Annotated in this window: 13 protein-coding genes and 1 pseudogene; 7 read left to right on the top strand and 7 right to left on the bottom strand. The window is 72.6% G+C overall.

Annotated features, from left to right (window positions below):
• Positions 1-119 precede the first annotated feature (119 nt).
• The 4 genes and pseudogenes from ACMXN5_RS29260 to ACMXN5_RS29275 form a co-directional block, all read right to left on the bottom strand.
• Complete coding sequence (locus ACMXN5_RS29260) at positions 120-1,025, bottom strand: hypothetical protein (RefSeq protein ID WP_439677754.1); 906 nt, start codon at positions 1,023-1,025, stop codon at positions 120-122.
• 258 nt (positions 1,026-1,283) lie between these two features.
• Positions 1,284-1,418: pseudogene (locus tag ACMXN5_RS29265) on the bottom strand (TetR family transcriptional regulator); the annotation flags it as partial.
• A 106-nt stretch (positions 1,419-1,524) separates the two neighbouring features.
• Positions 1,525-4,548 carry an AAA family ATPase gene (locus ACMXN5_RS29270; RefSeq protein ID WP_439677755.1) on the bottom strand — a complete coding sequence of 1,008 codons (3,024 nt, stop codon included), beginning with the start codon at positions 4,546-4,548 and terminating at the stop codon, positions 1,525-1,527.
• A 292-nt stretch (positions 4,549-4,840) separates the two neighbouring features.
• On the bottom strand, positions 4,841-5,644 hold the full coding sequence (locus ACMXN5_RS29275; protein ID WP_439677756.1) for an enoyl-CoA hydratase: 804 nt from the start codon (positions 5,642-5,644) through the stop codon (positions 4,841-4,843).
• 282 nt (positions 5,645-5,926) lie between these two features.
• On the opposite strand from ACMXN5_RS29275, the gene ACMXN5_RS29280 reads away from it, so the two are divergent.
• Both ACMXN5_RS29280 and lipB read left to right on the top strand, forming a co-directional pair.
• Positions 5,927-6,676: a class I SAM-dependent methyltransferase gene (locus ACMXN5_RS29280; protein WP_395790416.1), complete on the top strand. Its 750-nt coding sequence runs from the start codon at positions 5,927-5,929 to the stop codon at positions 6,674-6,676.
• A complete protein-coding gene (lipB, locus tag ACMXN5_RS29285) occupies positions 6,657-7,439 on the top strand; it encodes a lipoyl(octanoyl) transferase LipB (protein WP_439677757.1) in 783 nt (260 codons plus the stop codon). Before ACMXN5_RS29280 ends, lipB begins: the two co-directional genes overlap by 20 nt.
• Here lipB and ACMXN5_RS29290 read toward each other — a convergent pair.
• Together ACMXN5_RS29290 and ACMXN5_RS29295 are read right to left on the bottom strand one after the other, a co-directional pair.
• Positions 7,417-7,950, bottom strand: a complete 534-nt coding sequence (locus ACMXN5_RS29290; RefSeq protein WP_439677758.1) for a DinB family protein — start codon at positions 7,948-7,950, stop codon at positions 7,417-7,419. The two genes, lipB and ACMXN5_RS29290, sit on opposite strands and share 23 nt — an antisense overlap.
• 129 nt (positions 7,951-8,079) lie before the next feature.
• Positions 8,080-8,352 carry a hypothetical protein gene (locus ACMXN5_RS29295; protein WP_439677759.1) on the bottom strand — a complete coding sequence of 91 codons (273 nt, stop codon included), beginning with the start codon at positions 8,350-8,352 and terminating at the stop codon, positions 8,080-8,082.
• A 464-nt stretch (positions 8,353-8,816) separates the two neighbouring features.
• Between ACMXN5_RS29295 and ACMXN5_RS29300 the strand changes: the two genes are divergently transcribed.
• The 4 genes from ACMXN5_RS29300 (at position 8,817) to ACMXN5_RS29315 (ending at position 13,818) form a co-directional block, all read left to right on the top strand.
• Positions 8,817-9,110, top strand: coding sequence for a YciI family protein (locus ACMXN5_RS29300; RefSeq protein WP_439677760.1), 294 nt, complete (start codon positions 8,817-8,819; stop codon positions 9,108-9,110).
• A gap of 307 nt (positions 9,111-9,417) precedes the next feature.
• The gene (locus ACMXN5_RS29305; protein ID WP_439677761.1) at positions 9,418-11,070 is read left to right on the top strand and encodes a prenyltransferase/squalene oxidase repeat-containing protein; all 1,653 of its coding nucleotides are present in this window, start codon (positions 9,418-9,420) and stop codon (positions 11,068-11,070) included.
• Positions 11,067-12,116: a terpene synthase family protein gene (locus tag ACMXN5_RS29310; RefSeq protein ID WP_380001576.1), complete on the top strand. Its 1,050-nt coding sequence runs from the start codon at positions 11,067-11,069 to the stop codon at positions 12,114-12,116. Before ACMXN5_RS29305 ends, ACMXN5_RS29310 begins: the two co-directional genes overlap by 4 nt.
• Positions 12,117-12,438: 322 nt before the next feature.
• Positions 12,439-13,818, top strand: a complete 1,380-nt coding sequence (locus tag ACMXN5_RS29315; protein ID WP_439677762.1) for an acyltransferase — start codon at positions 12,439-12,441, stop codon at positions 13,816-13,818.
• On the opposite strand, the gene ACMXN5_RS29320 is transcribed toward ACMXN5_RS29315, so the two are convergent.
• On the bottom strand, positions 13,755-14,189 hold the full coding sequence (locus ACMXN5_RS29320; RefSeq protein ID WP_439677763.1) for a hypothetical protein: 435 nt from the start codon (positions 14,187-14,189) through the stop codon (positions 13,755-13,757). The genes ACMXN5_RS29315 and ACMXN5_RS29320 overlap by 64 nt on opposite strands.
• Positions 14,190-14,444: 255 nt before the next feature.
• Between ACMXN5_RS29320 and ACMXN5_RS29325 the strand changes: the two genes are divergently transcribed.
• Positions 14,445-15,614, top strand: coding sequence for a winged helix DNA-binding domain-containing protein (locus ACMXN5_RS29325; RefSeq protein ID WP_439677764.1), 1,170 nt, complete (start codon positions 14,445-14,447; stop codon positions 15,612-15,614).
• Positions 15,615-15,650 lie beyond the last annotated feature (36 nt).

A 15,650-nucleotide genomic window follows, 5' to 3' on the forward strand; every position in this document is an offset into this window, starting at 1 on the left:
ACGACGCGGCGCGTCGCGCGCGGGTCGGCTCGACCCATGTCGCCCCCGAATGGTTGTTGCCGATGTTGCAGCACAACCTATGGCGGGAAGCCGCTCCGTGTACCGGGAATGACGGCGCGTCAGCTGTGCGTGGGGGGAGGGGTGGCGGGCGGGGGGTTCGGCGGGGTGTCGGGCGGGTTCGGGGGCGGGTCCGAAGACGCGTTCGGGGGTGGGGTGTTCGGGTGTTCGGGGTCTTCCGAGGGTGCGGGGTGCTTCGGGCGCTCGCGGTGTTCCGGGTCTTCCGGGCGTTCGCGGTGGCGCGATTGCTCCGGGTGTCCGATGAAGCCTTCCGTCCCGATGTCGAGCGGGTCGTCCGCGTCGGCCTTCGCGGACAACCACCGGAACCAGTTCGTCCGGTTGATCGGGACCTGCGGGTTGCGCAGCAGCCACAACACGTGGCCCGCCTGGTCACGGGTCCACGACTCACCCGAGGCCCGGGCCTTCTCCAGCCGGGCGCGCAGGTCGTCGCCGTCGATCACGCGGGCGATCCGCGAGTAGTCGCGGTCCTTGCAGCGGTGTCGCCGGTAGACGACGAGTTCGACCAGATCGAGCAGCCGGGCCCGGGCCGGGCCGTGGTGGCCGGGGACGGCGAGCAGCCGGATCAGGCGCTGTTTGCTGCTCCAGACCTTGGCGTGCCGGGTCCACTCGGCGGGGAATCGGGCCTCCCATTCGAGATAGGTCAGCGCGTACGGCAACCCGCCCCAGTCCGGGACCTCGGCGGGCGGGGGCGAATCGGCGAGCAGCGCGGCATCGGGGGTGAGCAGCCACGCTTCGCGAAATCGCCGCCATGCACCTTCCTCGGCGGAGACCGAGCGCGGCACCCGCAACACGATGGTGTCGTAGGCCTCGCGCGCCTCGCGCATGTCGCGCGTCACCAGCAGATACCGGTCCAGTGCGCGGCGATGGGCGACCTCGTCGTCCGAAACGAGCGCGCGCATCCAACCCAGCCGGGTGTCCCAGTCCTCGATCGCGCCTCGTTCGGTCACGCCGACGATCTACCCACGTGGCCGGCGAACAAGTCCGCCCCGCCGCACCCGGCGCACGGAACTCGCCGCGAAGTCCGGCGAGACGTCGCTGTCGCGTCGCGCACTCTCGCTCTCCTCGGGGACCGGGCGCAATCAAGGTCGCGCGAAATCGCTGCGCCACCCACCCTACGAGCGGATCGCCCGCGCGGTGGGAGGCCGGCGCGGCGGGTCGGCGAGACGCGGGCTCGCCCCTCGGGCACACGACGCGCGACGGTCGGCCCGTGGCCACGCCGGGGTGGCGCGGTGCCGAGCCACGATCTTCTCGACGATCCGCATCAGCCGTTCCCCCGCCCGATCGATGCGGCCGTTCCGGGTGCCGACCCGAGCGCCTTCGAGGCCGAAGGTGATCTCGGCCGTCGGGCGGTCCGCCCTCGACCCGGTCGAACGCCGCCCGGTAGGTGGCGGTGACGAGCCGCGGCCACCGGGCCGAGAGCCGGCCGGACCGCCGAGCGGGGTGGGGTCAGGCGCCGTTGCCGGCGGCCAGTTGGGGGGTTCGGGGGATGCGGCCGGTCAGGGTCAGGGCCGGGAGTTGGGGGTGGGTGGGGCGTGGGGGCAGGGCGGCGAGGCCGGTGCGGTTGGGACCGGCGGTCGCCAACTCGGCGCGGATGCGGACCTCCATCAGGGCGCCGGCGGGGGCGGCCAGGGCGGTGGCGAGGAGTTCGCAGGCGGCCTCGGTACGACCCTCGGCGCGTTCGACGACGGCGAGGGCGTACAGGGCGTAGGCGCCGACCGGGGTCAGGCCCTGCGTGCCGGTCAGCCGCAGGGCCTGCCAGGCGCCGTCGCGGGCCTCGGCGATGCGGCCCTGGGTGGTCGCGGCCATGGACAGCGCGGCCAGGAACCAGGCGGCCAGCGTGCCCTGGCCGGTGGAGCGGGCCAGGCGCAGGCCCTCGGCGGCGTGGGTCTCGGCCTCGACCGCCCGGCCGGACAGCGCGCCCGCGACGGCGAGTGGCATCAGCGCCGCGGCGAGTGCGCCCCGCGCGCCGTGGGTGCGCAGCACGGCGGCCTCGTCGAGCAGGACCTCGTACGCCGCCTGGTCGGTCGCCGCCGCGTGGACCGCGAGCGGGGTCACCTCCCAGAGCGCGATGCCCAGGCCGTACAGCCGGGCCCGGGTGGCCGGGGCGACCATCGCGGGGGAGACGCCGTCGGCGCCGAGCGCGGCGACCACGGTGCGCAGCGGGTCGTCGGAGGCGAGGGGGAGTGCGGCCAGGGCGGTCCGGGCCTGGCTGGTGCGGGCGCGGTCGCCCGCCTCCCACGCGGCGCCGGTGGCGGCGAGCAGGAGGGCGGCGCGACCATGGGCCGCGTCCAAGAGCAGCGCGCCCGCTTCGGAGCGATGTCCTTCCGCGTGCCGGAGGGCGGCGCGGAGCCGGATCGCGGTACCGGAGGAGTGCGCCGACGAGCCCTCGTCGGCGACACCCTCGACATCGGTGGCGTCGGCGGTGTCGAGCAGGGTGCGGGCGCGGACCGGGAAGCCGGCCTCCCACGCGGCGTACGCGGCGGCGACGAAGCGGCGGCGGGCGGTCGGGCGGTCGGCGGTGAGCCGGGCGGCCTGCTCCCACGTCGCCGCGGCGGCGCCGGCGCCGAGTTCGCGGCGGGTACGGCCCGCGCCGGCCTCCAGGGCCGCGGCGAGATCGGCGTCGGGGCCGGTGGCGAGCGCGGCCAGATGCCAGGGACGCCGGTACGCGAGGGCGCCGCTCGCGGCGTAGACCAGTGCTCCGTGCAGCGAGCGGCGCTCCGCCGCGCTGAGCGAACGGCGCACCTCCTCGCGCGCCGACGCGTTGCGGAAGCGCACCCGGTGCTCGGTGGTGTCGACGAGGTCGGCCCGCAGGAGGGCGAGTCGTGCGCCGCGCCCGATGCCGATGCGCCGTCCGGCGACGGCCAACTGGTCGAGGTCGGCGGCCGGTTCGAGCGCGGCCAACGCGAGCAGTCGGCGCGCCTCCTCGGGCAGGCCGGCCGCCGGCCCGCCGCCGCTCGCGACGCGGCCGGCACCCGATCGCTCGCCGCTCCGGACGGTCGACCCGGACGAGGTACCCGCCGTCACCCGATCGTGGTCACGGTCGACGCCCGACCGCGCGGCCCGCGCGGACTCGGACCGGCGGTCGTTCCCGACGCCGGTACCGGTGCCGCCGCCCGAGCTCCGGGTGTCCGCGTCCGTGCCGGCCTCGAGACCGCCACCCCAGAAGACGTCGGTACCGGTGGCCCGCCCCGACCGCCCACCGCTGCCGGAGCCCGAGCCCGAGCCCGAAGCCTCCAGCCCGGCAGCCTCGTTCGCCTCGAACCCGACACCCGAACGGGACCCGTCCGTCGTACGCCGCGCCGCCGACGCCGCGAACACGCCGTCCGCACCGCCGGCCCCGCCCCTCGCGGGACGCCCCATCCGCACGTCACCGTCGGCCGCTTCGCCCCGCCGACCATCCGTGGCCGCCGCCCCGTCGCCCGCACCCACCACCAAGTCGCCGTCGCGCCGGGCCGCGTCACCCGCCCGCGCGCCCGTTTCGGCGCCACCCGCCCGGTCGCAGGTCCGCGCCTCGACGCCGTCTCCCCGCCCTGCCCCGCTCGTCTGCCGGGCGTCCTCGGGCAGTTCGTCCCGGGTGGCCTCCGCCGCCACTCGGGACGAACTACCCGCGTCACACGTGGCCGGGGCGGCCCCGTCGTGGGTGGTCGTGGCTTCGGCGTCGGTCGCCTGTTCGGCCCTACGAGTCGCCTCGTCCGTGTCCGCATCCCGCGAACCGGCGGGACCGGCCGCGGACTCCGCGGCGGCCACGTGCTCGGTCCCTCGCGTGGCGGCCGGGTCGTCCTCGGCGCCCTTCGCCGCGCCGCGCGCCCCCGAGTCGCTCACCCACTCGGCTGCACCCATTCGGAACGCCCCACCGGACGCCCCCGCTTCGGCCCGCTCCGACCGCCGCCCATCCGCTTCGACGAGCCCGGCCCCCGCGGCGCCGTCGGCCCCGGCGACTCCGGTATCCGACTCGGCACCCTCCGCCGCGGCGCCCGCCCCCTCCCGCGTGGCGCGCAGCACCGCGATCGGCAGCCCCTCCGCGCGGGCCGCGATGTACGCCACCACCGCGGCCGACGCCGCGTCGAGCCAGTGCGCGTCGTCGACCAGGACCAGGATCGGTTGTTCGCGGGCCGCGATGGCGATCAGGGAGCACGCGGCGGCGGCGACCACGGTGCGGTCGGCGGCGCCGGGGGCCAGGCCGAGGGCGGTGCGCAGCGCCTGGGCCCTGGTGTGCGGCAGTCGGCCGATGCGCGGGTGCAGCGTGGCGAGGAGTCGGCGCAGGCCCGTGTAGGGGAGGGCGCCGCCGCCGCGCGGTCCGCTCGTCCGCAGGACGGTCATGCCCTTGGCCGCCCACACCGCCTCGGCCAGGAGCGTCGTCTTGCCCGTCCCCGCGGCCCCGCGCAGCACGACGGCTCCGCCGTCACCGGCGCGCGTCCGTTGCAGCAGTGCCGTGACGGCGGCCAGTTCGTCGTTCCTTCCGTGTGGCACGGAAAATCTCCTCGCTTCTCGCTCACACCCCCGTGGTGTGCCCGGCGGCCCCGTCGGATCCGACCGGGCCGCCGCACTATGAGCCTGAGCTTGCCCGTTCCCGGTCAACACATGTTCAACATTCACTCAACGTGTGAAGTCCGCACCAACCAATTACCGACATGTGACACCGACACGGCGTCGATTCCATGCCCGCGCCCGGCCGTACATCCACCGACTCCTCGGTGCGATCGCCCTTCGGCGCCTCGACCGCTGCCTCGATCCCTGCCTCGATCCGGCTTCAATCCCTGCCTCAATCCCGGTACTCCGGTCGCCGCCCGTCCCGGCGCGCCCGAATGGCCTCCTCGAAGTTCTCGGTGGTCAGCCGGACGTACAACTGGGCGTGCCCCTCGTGATCCATGTGCGAGTGCATGCTGCCGGCCTCCAGGCCCGACCACAGCAACCGTTTCGTCACCTCCACCCCCACTCGGCTGAACCCGATGATGCGCTCGGCGAGTCGGTACGCGTCGTCGAGCAATTGCTCGCCCGGCACCACGCGCGACACCAGTCCGATCCGCTCGGCCTCGGTCGCGTCCACGTCCCGTCCGGACAACATGATCTCGAATGCCCGAGACGACCCGATCGCCCGGGGGAGCAAATAGCTGATTCCGAGCTCGCTCGCGGTCAGTCCGTTGTTGATGCCCGCGGCCCGGAAGTAGGCCGTGTCGGAGGCGATTCGGATGTCGGTGGCGGTGGCGAGGCAGAAACCGCCGCCGATCGCGGGGCCGTTGATCGCGCCGATCACCGGCTGGTGCAGCCGGCGCAGCCCGAGGATCACGTCGTCCAGGATCTCCATCGAGCGGCGCGCGATGCTCGTCCGAGTCAGGCCCTGGACCCCCGGGATGCGTCCGGAATTCTCCAGATCCGCACCGGAACAGAACCCCCTCCCCGCACCGGTCAATATGACGACACGCGTATCGTTGTCGGAACTCACTGCTTCCAGAGCCTCACGGAAGGGGACCATGACGTCGAAGGCCATGGCGTTCATGCGGTCCGGTCGATTGAGGGTGATGAGCGTGACGTGGGGGCGGGGCTTGTCGACGAGTACGAAAGACATGGGGGCGTCATCCTCGGCATGATGGAGGGGCGAAGGACTGCGAGTCGCACGGCGTCCGACCGGGCGACCGGGCTACCGAAGAGCGCGGATGCGATCCCGGCGCCGACGATCGGCGTGGCGCGTCCGGTCGCCGATCGGGCGAGCGTCCGCACGCCGGTCGAGGACGAACGTCCGGTGGCGCGTCGGTGGTTCGGGGCGCGGATCCGGTCGGCGGTGCGTGCCCGGATCGGGGCCCATGGATGGTTCGGAACCCGTACGTGGTTCGGGACACGCAAGCCATTCTTGACCAAGTCAATGAAACCGCTCAAGGCCGATCCCCGATCATTCGACGCGTTCGCGGGCGACTACGACCGGTATGCCGGATTGTGTGACCCTCTCGGCGACTGGCTGGCCGATCTCGAACTCGCCGGGGACCGTGCTCTGGACGCCGGGTGCGGCTCCGGCCGGCACGCGCTCGCCCTGGCCGGCTCCTATACCGAGGTGGTGGCCGCCGACGTGAGCGCGCCGCTGATCGAGGTCGCGAGGGTTCGCCGGTCGCACGAGCGGGTCCGCTACGAGGTCGCCTCGCTGCTGGACGTACACCACGCCGAGGGCTTCGACCTGGTCCTGAGCATCGGCACGCTGCACCATCTCCCGGACCTGACCGCCGCGCTCACCCATCTCGGGTCGCTGGTCCGCCCCGGCGGCGAACTCGTCCTGGTCGACGACGTGGCCACCGAGCCCGCCGTGACGCGCCGGCAACACGTGCTCCTCGCCGTCCGCGAACTGGCCCGGGACCTGCGCCGGCTGCGCGTCCGGGACGCCTGGTGGCTGTACCGCTTCCGCACCGGCACGGCCTGGCTGGACCACCTGATGTCCCACCACTACCTCACCCGCGCGCAGTACCGCGAGCGCTACGCCGAGGTCTTCCCGGACGCCGACTTCATCGACCTGGCCGACGCGACCGCGATGCGCTGGCGCCGTCGGCCCGAGAACCGGCCGGCTCACCACCGGCAACGATCGGAGAGCACGGATGTCGATCGACACGGCTGACGGCATACCGGCGTCGCCGCAGGTACACGAGGACGGCGCGCCGGTCCGGGTCGACCTGGGTCGGCTCGCCTACCCGTTCGCGCAGACCGAGATGGCGCGCTGGGTCGCCGAGCGGCAGCGGGGCACCGCGCCGGACCGGCTGTTCCTGCTCACCCACCCCCCGGTGATCACCTACAGCGCGCGTACCCCCGCCGCGGACCTGCCGCACCCGGTCTCGCCGATCCCGCTGGTCGAGGTGGACCGGGGCGGACACGCCACCTACCACGGGCCGGGTCAGCTGATCGGCTACCTGGTGGTGAACGTCCGCGCCCTGGGCCCGGGCGACCTGGTGCGCAGGGTGGAGAACGGCCTGCTCGCCGCGCTCGACGCGCTGGGCTTCCCGGCGGTACGGCGCGAGACCCCGGCGGGTGCGCCGAGCCTGGTCGGGATCTGGACCCCGGACCACCGCAAGCTCGCGTCGATCGGGATGCGGATCCGACGGGGCGTCAGCAGCCACGGCTTCGCGCTCAACATCGACCCCGACCTGAGCGCGTTCACCACGTTCACCGCGTGTGCGCTCCCGGACACGACGATGACCTCGCTGGCCGAACTCGCCGCCGAGGCCGGCCGCCCCGTCCCGACCGAGGCGGCGGTCCGCGACGCGGTGGCCGACGCCCTGCTCCGCGAACTCACCAGCCGTCCCCCGACGAGCCCGCCCGTCCCGCGCACGGAGGGGGATACCCCGCACGGGTTTTGGCCGCTCAATCCGCCCGCACGCCCGTGACGTCCCACAGGTGGTGGACCGGGTCGTGGATGAAGTAGCGGGCGAAGGACTCCACCGTGAAGACCGTGCCGTCGCTGCGGTTGCCGGTACGCGACCACTGGTCGTCGGCCACCGCCGCGAACGCGTCGGCCAAGGCGCCGCCCGCCGCCGCGAGGTCGGCCGCGACGCGTGCGGGGTCCTGCTCGGCGTAGCGCGACTCGATCGCCGTCGCGTCCTGGTCCCAGTTTGCGAAATCCGGGGCGTCGCGGGTCAACATCAGCCGTAGCCGCTCGTCGAACAGCACGAAGACGTCGCGGACATGGCACGCGTATTCGAGCGGGGACCATGTGTCCGGATTCGGCCGGTCCCGCAACTCGTCGCCGCCGGAGACGAGCAATTCGTGCCACGCGGCGGCGTTCGCGCGGGTCAGGGCGGGGATCCGGGCGAGCGGAACGGCCGGGGTATCCAGGCCGCAGTCGGGACAGGACGTGTCGAGAACCCACGTCCAACTCTTGGTCTCGGGAATGATCATGCGCCGAGGATGGCCCACGCACCCCCGCTCCAACAAGACGTTTCCCCGCGAGGCCCAGCGCCCGCGCCGGCGGTGCGCCGCCACCCCCGGCCCACCGGATCACACCCGCCACGCGAGTCGACCCCTTTATCAGTGCTCCTTCCGCCGTACATCCTCGACGGCGGATTTCGAGGACGCCTTTTTCTGCTTCTCCTCCTCGGTGGGAAAAAGCGTTTCACCGAGCACCCACACCACGAACCCGAGCACGATCAGGGCGAAGCTCGCCGGCAGCTGATAGCCGTGCAAAAAGGCTTGTCGGGCGAGCAGTCCCCAGGCCCGGAACCAACCGACGAAGTGGTGAACGATCCCACCGACGCCCTGGAGGACCAGGAACAATCCGAAAATGTCCAGGAACTTGCGCATGAGCGTCACGTTATCGACGCCTCTTGATCTTCGAAACGGTCGAGCGGCCAATCCCGATCGACCGAAGTCGAGCCCCGCGCACCCGGTACCGCGACCTTCGTCGCGCCGACCGGACCCGACGGGGGCCGCTCACGTAGACGGTCGGTGAGACGGGCCGCCTCGCGGCGAAAGGCTCACTGCGGCTCCAGCCGAACGGTAGTCCGCAGTGGCTATGAGTGGGCCCGGGGGCACCGATCTCACCGACCGCCCCTTACAACCCGCACTCCCCGCCCGACATTCCCGTCCCCACGCGGAACTTCCACCCCGCGTTCCGGAATCACCGCCGCTGTGTCGAAACGCCCCGAAACGGCCCGCAATATACCCCGTCCCGCCTCGACCCCCCTCCCGCGATCCGCCCGAATCCCGCCCCGCTCTCTTGCGCGGTAGCCCGCACCCGGCCTCTCGCCACGCCCTACGATCGAGTCATGTTCGTGATCACGCTGACCTACGTCGTCCCCGTCGAGGACATCGACGCGCTCATGCCCGGCCACCTCGAATGGCTCGACCGGTACTACGCGGACGGCACCCTGCTCGCCTCCGGGCGTCGCATCCCGCGCACCGGCGGGGTGATCCTGGCCCGCGCCGACGACCGGGCCGCGCTCGACGCCGTGCTCGCGGAGGACCCCTTCCGGAAGGCGGGTGCGGCCACCTACGACGTTGTCGAATTCGCGCCCTCCAGGACCGCCCCCGGGCTCGAAGGACTGCTCCCGGCCACCTGAAGTGCAGTCAATAGCCGTTCATTTCCAGCACATTTGATGGCGATTACTCACTAATTCAGACAACAAACGAGTACAGGCTTCCGCATTCACACCTTCGGGTGATTTCGTGTTGGGAACACACCCGGACCGGGCGACGGGGACGCTCATCCGCCGGGGCGTGCATTCCGCGCCGAGTACCCCGATCGCGTCACCCCAACCCCCGCTCGGCGCCCTACCGACACAACGGCACAGCTTGCGACAGGACGTATGGGGGAGGCGCTGACCGATGCGCGTGCGAGAAACCCGGATGCCGGGGTGGCCTGCGGACATGTTCGTGCCGGAGCTCCCCGTGGCCACCGCGCGGCTGCGTCGCCGGGTCGCGGATTCGGTGCAACCCGACGGGGCGGTGCGCAGCCCGTGCCGCAGCCGCGTGCTCGAATCGGCGCTGCTGCTGCGCCTGCTGGAGCGCACCGGGATCGAATTTGACCACCACCGTCGGGTCGCCCGGTTCCTCGCCGATCTCCCCGACGACGCCGAACCGCTCGATCGGCTGCTCGCGACGATCGCTTTACGCCACCCCGACGACCTTGCCGAACACGGCACGGACGCCCTGCTCGACCGCTTCCTACAGCGGGCGCCGGCGTTCCTGAACGCGCGCAAGCGGGTCCTGCTCGAAACGGTGCTGGCCCTGCTCGGCCCACCCCGGAGCGCGCTCCGGCGTGCGTTCGACCCGAGCGCGTTCGACACCGGGAACCTGCACCCGTGGGCGCACGTGCAGACCATCGCGCTCAAGGTCGCGTCGGCCGATCTGACCGGTCACGCCGACGAGATCGCCGAGTCCGAGGTGCACCTGCTCGTGGACACCCAGCAGGCGTCGGGGGTCTGGGAGGGCAATCTGCTCGTGCACCTCCTGGTGCTGCACGCGCTGGTCGGGCGGCCGCACCTGGACGGTGTGCTGGTCAACGGCGTGGCCAAGGCGCTGGTCCACCAACGGGTGGACGGCGGGGTGCCGTTCGTGACCGACACGGACACCTGGTGCGCGGTCACCGCGGGTGTCGCGCTGGACGCGTCGGGTGCCCCGATGGAGGTCCGCCGCCGGATCGGCGACCACCTCGCGGCGCGCCAACGGGTGGACGGCGGCTGGTCGTACACCGACGCCGCGGCGCTCGCCGACGTCGACGACACCTCGGTGGCGATCGAGTTCCTGCACGCCACCGACCCGCTGCGCTACCGGCGCACGATCGACCGCGGCTTACGCGCCCTGTGGTCCTACCAGGGTCCCGACGGCGGTTTCCCCACGTACATCGCGGGCGCGCCCTCGGAGGCGTGCATGACCGCGGCCGCGATCAACGCGCTGAGCGTACGCGCGCCCCGGCACGTGCAACGCATCACCGCCGCACGCCGGTTCCTGGCCTCCGCGCAGCACGCCGACGGCACCTTCGACCCGGACTGGAGCCGCAGCCGCTACCACGCGATCTTCCGCGCCCTCCTCGCCACCGACGCGTGCGGACCCGACGCCTACCGGGCCACCGTCAAGCGGGCGCTGACCGCGGTGCGCGAGGGGCAGAACCGCGACGGCGGCTGGGGCCAACAACCCGGCGACCCCAGCGACGCGATCAGCACCGCGTACGCGCTGATCGCGCTGTGCCGCCAGGCCGACGCCCGCCCCGCGGCGCGCGGCGTCGAGTACCTGTTGAGCGCACAACGCGCCGATGGCGGGATCGACTCGGTGCCGGACATGCTGGGCACCCGGCCGTTCCTGTACGTGATCCCCAGTCTGGCCGACCACTTCACCCTGCTGGCCCTCGGCCACCTGGGCAGTCGGTTGGCCGCCCGGACGCGCCGCCCGAGCGCCCCGCGGGGCCCCGGCGCGCAGTCGGCGTACCCCTCAGCCCTGCGTGCCCCCGCGCCCGGTTCCGCCGGATCGCGCGGTGGGGGCAGGAATACCCCGACGCAGACCGGCGAAAGGAGCCCGGCGTGAGCACACCGACCGTCGTCGACCTCCCGATCAGCTTCCACCTGCCGAAGCTCGCGAACCTGTTGCCGATGACGTTCCATCCGGAGACGGACCGGCTGATGCGCGAGTCCCGCTGGTGGGCCCACCGCCACCTCGGCTTCGCGTACGCGGGCGACGCCGCCCGGATAGACAAGAACGTGGACGGAACGCTGCTGGTGTCGTTGTCCGTTCCGCACGCCGACTACGAACTCGCGCTGACCACGGCCAAGGTGATGAACTATCTGATCGGCATCGAGAACAGTCTCGTGGACAAGGCGGGCCTGGGCGGCAGTTCGTTCGCCACCCGCAACGTCTTCGGCCGCTTCATGGCCGACCTGCTCGGCTGGGGGGACGGCTCGACCCCCCTGCGCGAGGACTTCTCCTGGTTGCGCGAGCGCATGCCGCCCGCGCGCTGGATTCGATTCGTCTCCTACATGGAGGACTTCGCACACGGGTTCACCACGGAGTTGGAGAGCTGGCGCGACGCCGGGATATCCGACTACGACACGTACATGGACGACCGCCGGCACAGCCTGGGGGTGCGCTGGTTGTTCGGGTTCGCCGAGGAGGGCGTGCCCGGCGTGGCGCTGTCCCAGGAGGCGTTCCGCACCGCCGACATGGTGGCCATCCACGACACCGCGATCGACGGCTACACGCTGATCAACGACCTGGTCTCCTATCGCAAGGAACTGGTCATGGACGACCGGGTGAACCTGGTCTACTACCTCGGCGAGGCCGAAGGGCTCGACCTCGAAGGGGCGATGAACAAGATCTGCGGCCTGATCGACGCCACCGAACGCAAGTTCCTCGACCTGCGTGACCGGATCATGGCCGGCCCGCACGGCGGGGAGCCGGGGATGCGCGCCTATCTCGACGAGGTCGGCCACGTGATGACGTCCAACCTGTGGTGGGCCACCGTCAGCAAGCGCTACGAACCCGGCGGCCTGGGCTGGGACGGCTCCACCGCCGGCACCATGACCTTCCACCGGGACCGGGCCGTGTTCGTCCCGGATCCGACCCCGGGCGGCTGACCGGCGACGGCCCGAACGCGGCGCCGACCGCTCCACCCCGCAGCCCACCGATGGTCCCCCCGGCGCGCCCGGTCCTCGCGGCGCGCCGGCGGGTTTTGCCCGAACCTGACGCAACGTCAAGGCCACCCTCGGACGGCTTTAATCATTCACTCATGAAGCACGTCCATGCTGCCTACATGGACTTTCCGCGTTGTGGCACCCCGCGTCCTGCGGTTCGATCCGGCTCGCACCCGGTGGGGAGGGCGCGACCGCCGGTCGCGCCCCGGGGAAAACATCGGGCGGGCGGTGAGCGGATCGGCGTGGTCGGGGCAGGCGTCCGGTGATGTCAGTCTCCTTCGGCACCTTCGACAAGCGCACCCGACCCGCCCGCCCGGCGAGCGCCCCGGACCGTACGGCCGCCGCCGCGCGCCCGCCGGCCGACTCTGCCGGCCCACGCCCGCCCGCCGAGCCGCCCGGCCCGACGGCCCGGACCGATCCGTCCGCGACCGGCCGCCGACCCCACCTGCACCGGGTCGACCTGATCCGCGACATCGCCTTCCTGTGCGTGATCGTGGTGCATGTCATCGGCGTGACCTACCCGTTCCCCGGCGAGGGCCCCGCCTTCACCCAACTGGTCCTGCACGCGACCCGCGCGGTGTTCTTCTTCGTCAGCACCTTCGTGCTCTTCCACAGCGCGTACCACCGGCCGCTGCGCGTGGGCTCCTTCCTCGGCAGGCGGTTCAAGCTGCTCGGCGCGCCGTATCTGCTGTGGTCCACCGCGTACTGGACACTGGGCGACCACGCCCGGATCCGCGACGACCTGCCCGGCGCGCTGGGCGACCTGCGCGGCGGCATCGTCTGGGGCGGGTCCTGGTACCACCTGTACTTCCTGCTCGTCTCGCTCCAGATCGCGGTGCTGTTCCCGCTCCTGCTCAAGCTGGTCCGGGTCACGACCGGCCGGCATCTGCCGCTGCTCGTGGTCACCGCCGCGGTGCAACTCGCCGCGCTGGTGGTGCTGTTCCACCCCACCCCACTGAGCGGCCCGCTGGAGTGGTACCGCACGCACGGCGGGATGTTGTTGCCGACCTACGGGTTCTTCGTCCTGTCCGGCGCGCTGGCCGCGGTGCACTTGGACGCCTTCCACGCGTGGATCGTCGGGCACACCCGGACCGTGTGCGCCGGCACGCTCGGCATGCTCGCGCTGACCTGGCTGTGGTACCGGCACACCGTCGCCGGTGGCCGGGACACCGCGACCGCGTCGATGGCCACCCAGCCGGTGAGCCTGCTGTGGGGCCCGGTCGCGGTGATCGCGCTGTACGCCCTGGCCTGCCGCTGGGAACGGGCCCGCCGACCCGTGCCCGGCCGGCGGGCCGCCGCGCTGGGGGCGCAACTGGCCTTCGGTGTCTACCTCGTGCACCCGATGATCCTGCGGCTGCTGGAACTGAGCGGATTCGCCGCCGCGTTGCCGTGGTCGCCGGCGGTGGACACCATCGTGCTCGTGGCCGTGGTCGCCGCCGGGTCGGCCGGGTTCGCCTGGCTGGTCGCGCGAACCCCGGTCGCCCCCTGGGTGATCGGCCGCGAGCGAATGCGCGGCGGCCGGCCGGCGTCGGTGACCGTACGGCGCTCGACACCGGCCGGCCCACCCCGGCGTGCGCACGATCAGCACATCGGCAGCAGGTCCTTCACCGACCCCGTGGTCTCCAACCACGCCTCGGGCGCGTAACCCGCGCCCTGACTCGTGGTCACCAGCACCCACTGGTCGCTCTTGCCACCGCGCCAGCCGTAGACGGGGGCAGCGCCCTTGGCCCGGCAGGTCGCGGTCAGTTGGGTGCCCGCGGTCACCTCGGTGATGGTCTTGCCCTTGCCCGGCTTCTCGCGTATTTCCAGGCCGATCGCCTGGCGCGCGATCACCGCCATCTTCACCGTCGAGGTGGGCGAGGGCACGGCCGTCCCGCTCGCCGACGGGTTCGCCGACCCGGACGCGCCGGGCGACACGGTGCTCGACGCGTTCTTCTTGTCGTTCTTGTCGTCGTCGCCGGAGAGCACCCACCACACCAGGATCACGATCACCCCGACGATCACCGCCCCGATCACCAGACTGTTCCCGGATTTCGGTGGGGGCGGACCTCCCGCGCTCGGCGCCCGACGGGCGGGCGTCAGGCGACGCCAATCGAATCGGGACGACCCCGCAGACGGCATGGTGACTCCTTCACACGGACGTGCGGTGATACCGGAAAAACTCGACGCTTGATTCTTTCGTGTCCCGACCCCGTCACGGTAAGGCGATCCGGAATCGCCGCGCCGTACGATTCCCGGCCACATGTCACATCGGACCCCTATGGTCGGCGCATGACCTCTGCGTTGCCACGGATCACCGACGACCAGCGACGAGCGCGTTTGGGCACTCGGCACCGACTGGCGGCCGGCGCGCGCGCCGCGCACGCGGAGGACGCGGTCCGGTCCGTGCTCCTGCTGCACGCCACCGACCCGGCGACGGTGTACGTGTCCACCTGCGCGCGCCTGGCCGAACCGTCCGTCGCCGAGGTCCGGCGGGCGTTGTACACCGACCGCAGCCTGGTGCGGATGCCCGGCATGCGGCGCACCGTCTACGTGGTCCCGCGCGAACTCGTTCACGTGGTCCAGCGTTCCAGCACCGACGCGGTCGCGGTCACGCAGCGCCGGGTGCTGCTGCAGTTCCTCGCGTCCGGCGGCTACGACGAGGCGTGGCTGGAGCGGGTCGAGGCGGACACGGTGGCCGCGCTGGCCGGGATGGGCGAGGCCACCGCGATCGAACTGGGCGCGCGGGTACCGCTGTTGCGCACCCAGATCCGGGTCGCGGTGGGCAAGCCGTACGAGGCGAACCAGGGGGTGTCCACGCGATTGTTGTTCACCCTCTCCTGCGAGGGCCGGATCGTCCGGGCCGAGCCGCAGGGGTCGTGGCTTTCCAGCCGCTTCCGCTACACGACCATGCCGCCGCTGCCCGAGATCGGAAAAACCGAGGCGAAGGCCGAGTTGGTGCGCGGCTGGCTGGCCGCCTTCGGGCCCGGCACGGCAGACGACCTCAAGTGGTGGACGGGCTGGACGACGGCCGACGTGCGGCACGCCCTGGCCGCGGTCCGGGCCGTCGAGGTGGGGCTGGACGACGGCACGACCGGCTGGGTGCTGCCCGGCGACGAGGAGCCCGAGCCGGCCCCCGAGCCGTGGGCGGCCCTGCTGCCCGCACTCGACGCCACCCCGATGGGCTGGAAGTCCCGCGACTGGTACATCACGCCCGCGCTGCGCGAGCACCTGTTCGACCGTATGGGCAACATCGGCCCGACCGTCTGGTGGAACGGCCGCGTGGTCGGCGGCTGGTCCACCCGCCCCGACGGCGACCTCGTCTGGCGCGCCCTGGTCGACCTCGACCCCGAGGCGACCAAGGCGATCGAGGCGGAAGTGGCCCGGCACACCTCGTGGTTGGAGGGCACTCACATCACTCCGCGATTCCGCGTCCCCCTGGACCGCGAACTGAGCGCGTAGGTCGCGCCGGGGCGGACGGGACCGGGCCGGGGCCGG

It is taken from the genome of Embleya australiensis (genome assembly GCF_051903075.1).
GTDB lineage: Bacteria > Actinomycetota > Actinomycetes > Streptomycetales > Streptomycetaceae > Embleya.

What these genes read in the sequence shown, in the direction of transcription:
- lipB (WP_439677757.1), top strand. Translation starts at nt 6,657, where the DNA reads ATGTCGATCGACACGGCTGACGGCATACCGGCGTCGCCGCAGGTACAC.
- ACMXN5_RS29325 (WP_439677764.1), top strand. Translation starts at nt 14,445, where the DNA reads ATGACCTCTGCGTTGCCACGGATCACCGACGACCAGCGACGAGCGCGT.
- ACMXN5_RS29290 (WP_439677758.1), bottom strand. Translation starts at nt 7,950, where the DNA reads ATGATCATTCCCGAGACCAAGAGTTGGACGTGGGTTCTCGACACGTCC.
- ACMXN5_RS29305 (WP_439677761.1), top strand. Translation starts at nt 9,418, where the DNA reads ATGTTCGTGCCGGAGCTCCCCGTGGCCACCGCGCGGCTGCGTCGCCGG.
- ACMXN5_RS29300 (WP_439677760.1), top strand. Translation starts at nt 8,817, where the DNA reads ATGTTCGTGATCACGCTGACCTACGTCGTCCCCGTCGAGGACATCGAC.
- ACMXN5_RS29315 (WP_439677762.1), top strand. Translation starts at nt 12,439, where the DNA reads ATGTCAGTCTCCTTCGGCACCTTCGACAAGCGCACCCGACCCGCCCGC.
- ACMXN5_RS29275 (WP_439677756.1), bottom strand. Translation starts at nt 5,644, where the DNA reads ATGTCTTTCGTACTCGTCGACAAGCCCCGCCCCCACGTCACGCTCATC.
- ACMXN5_RS29295 (WP_439677759.1), bottom strand. Translation starts at nt 8,352, where the DNA reads ATGCGCAAGTTCCTGGACATTTTCGGATTGTTCCTGGTCCTCCAGGGC.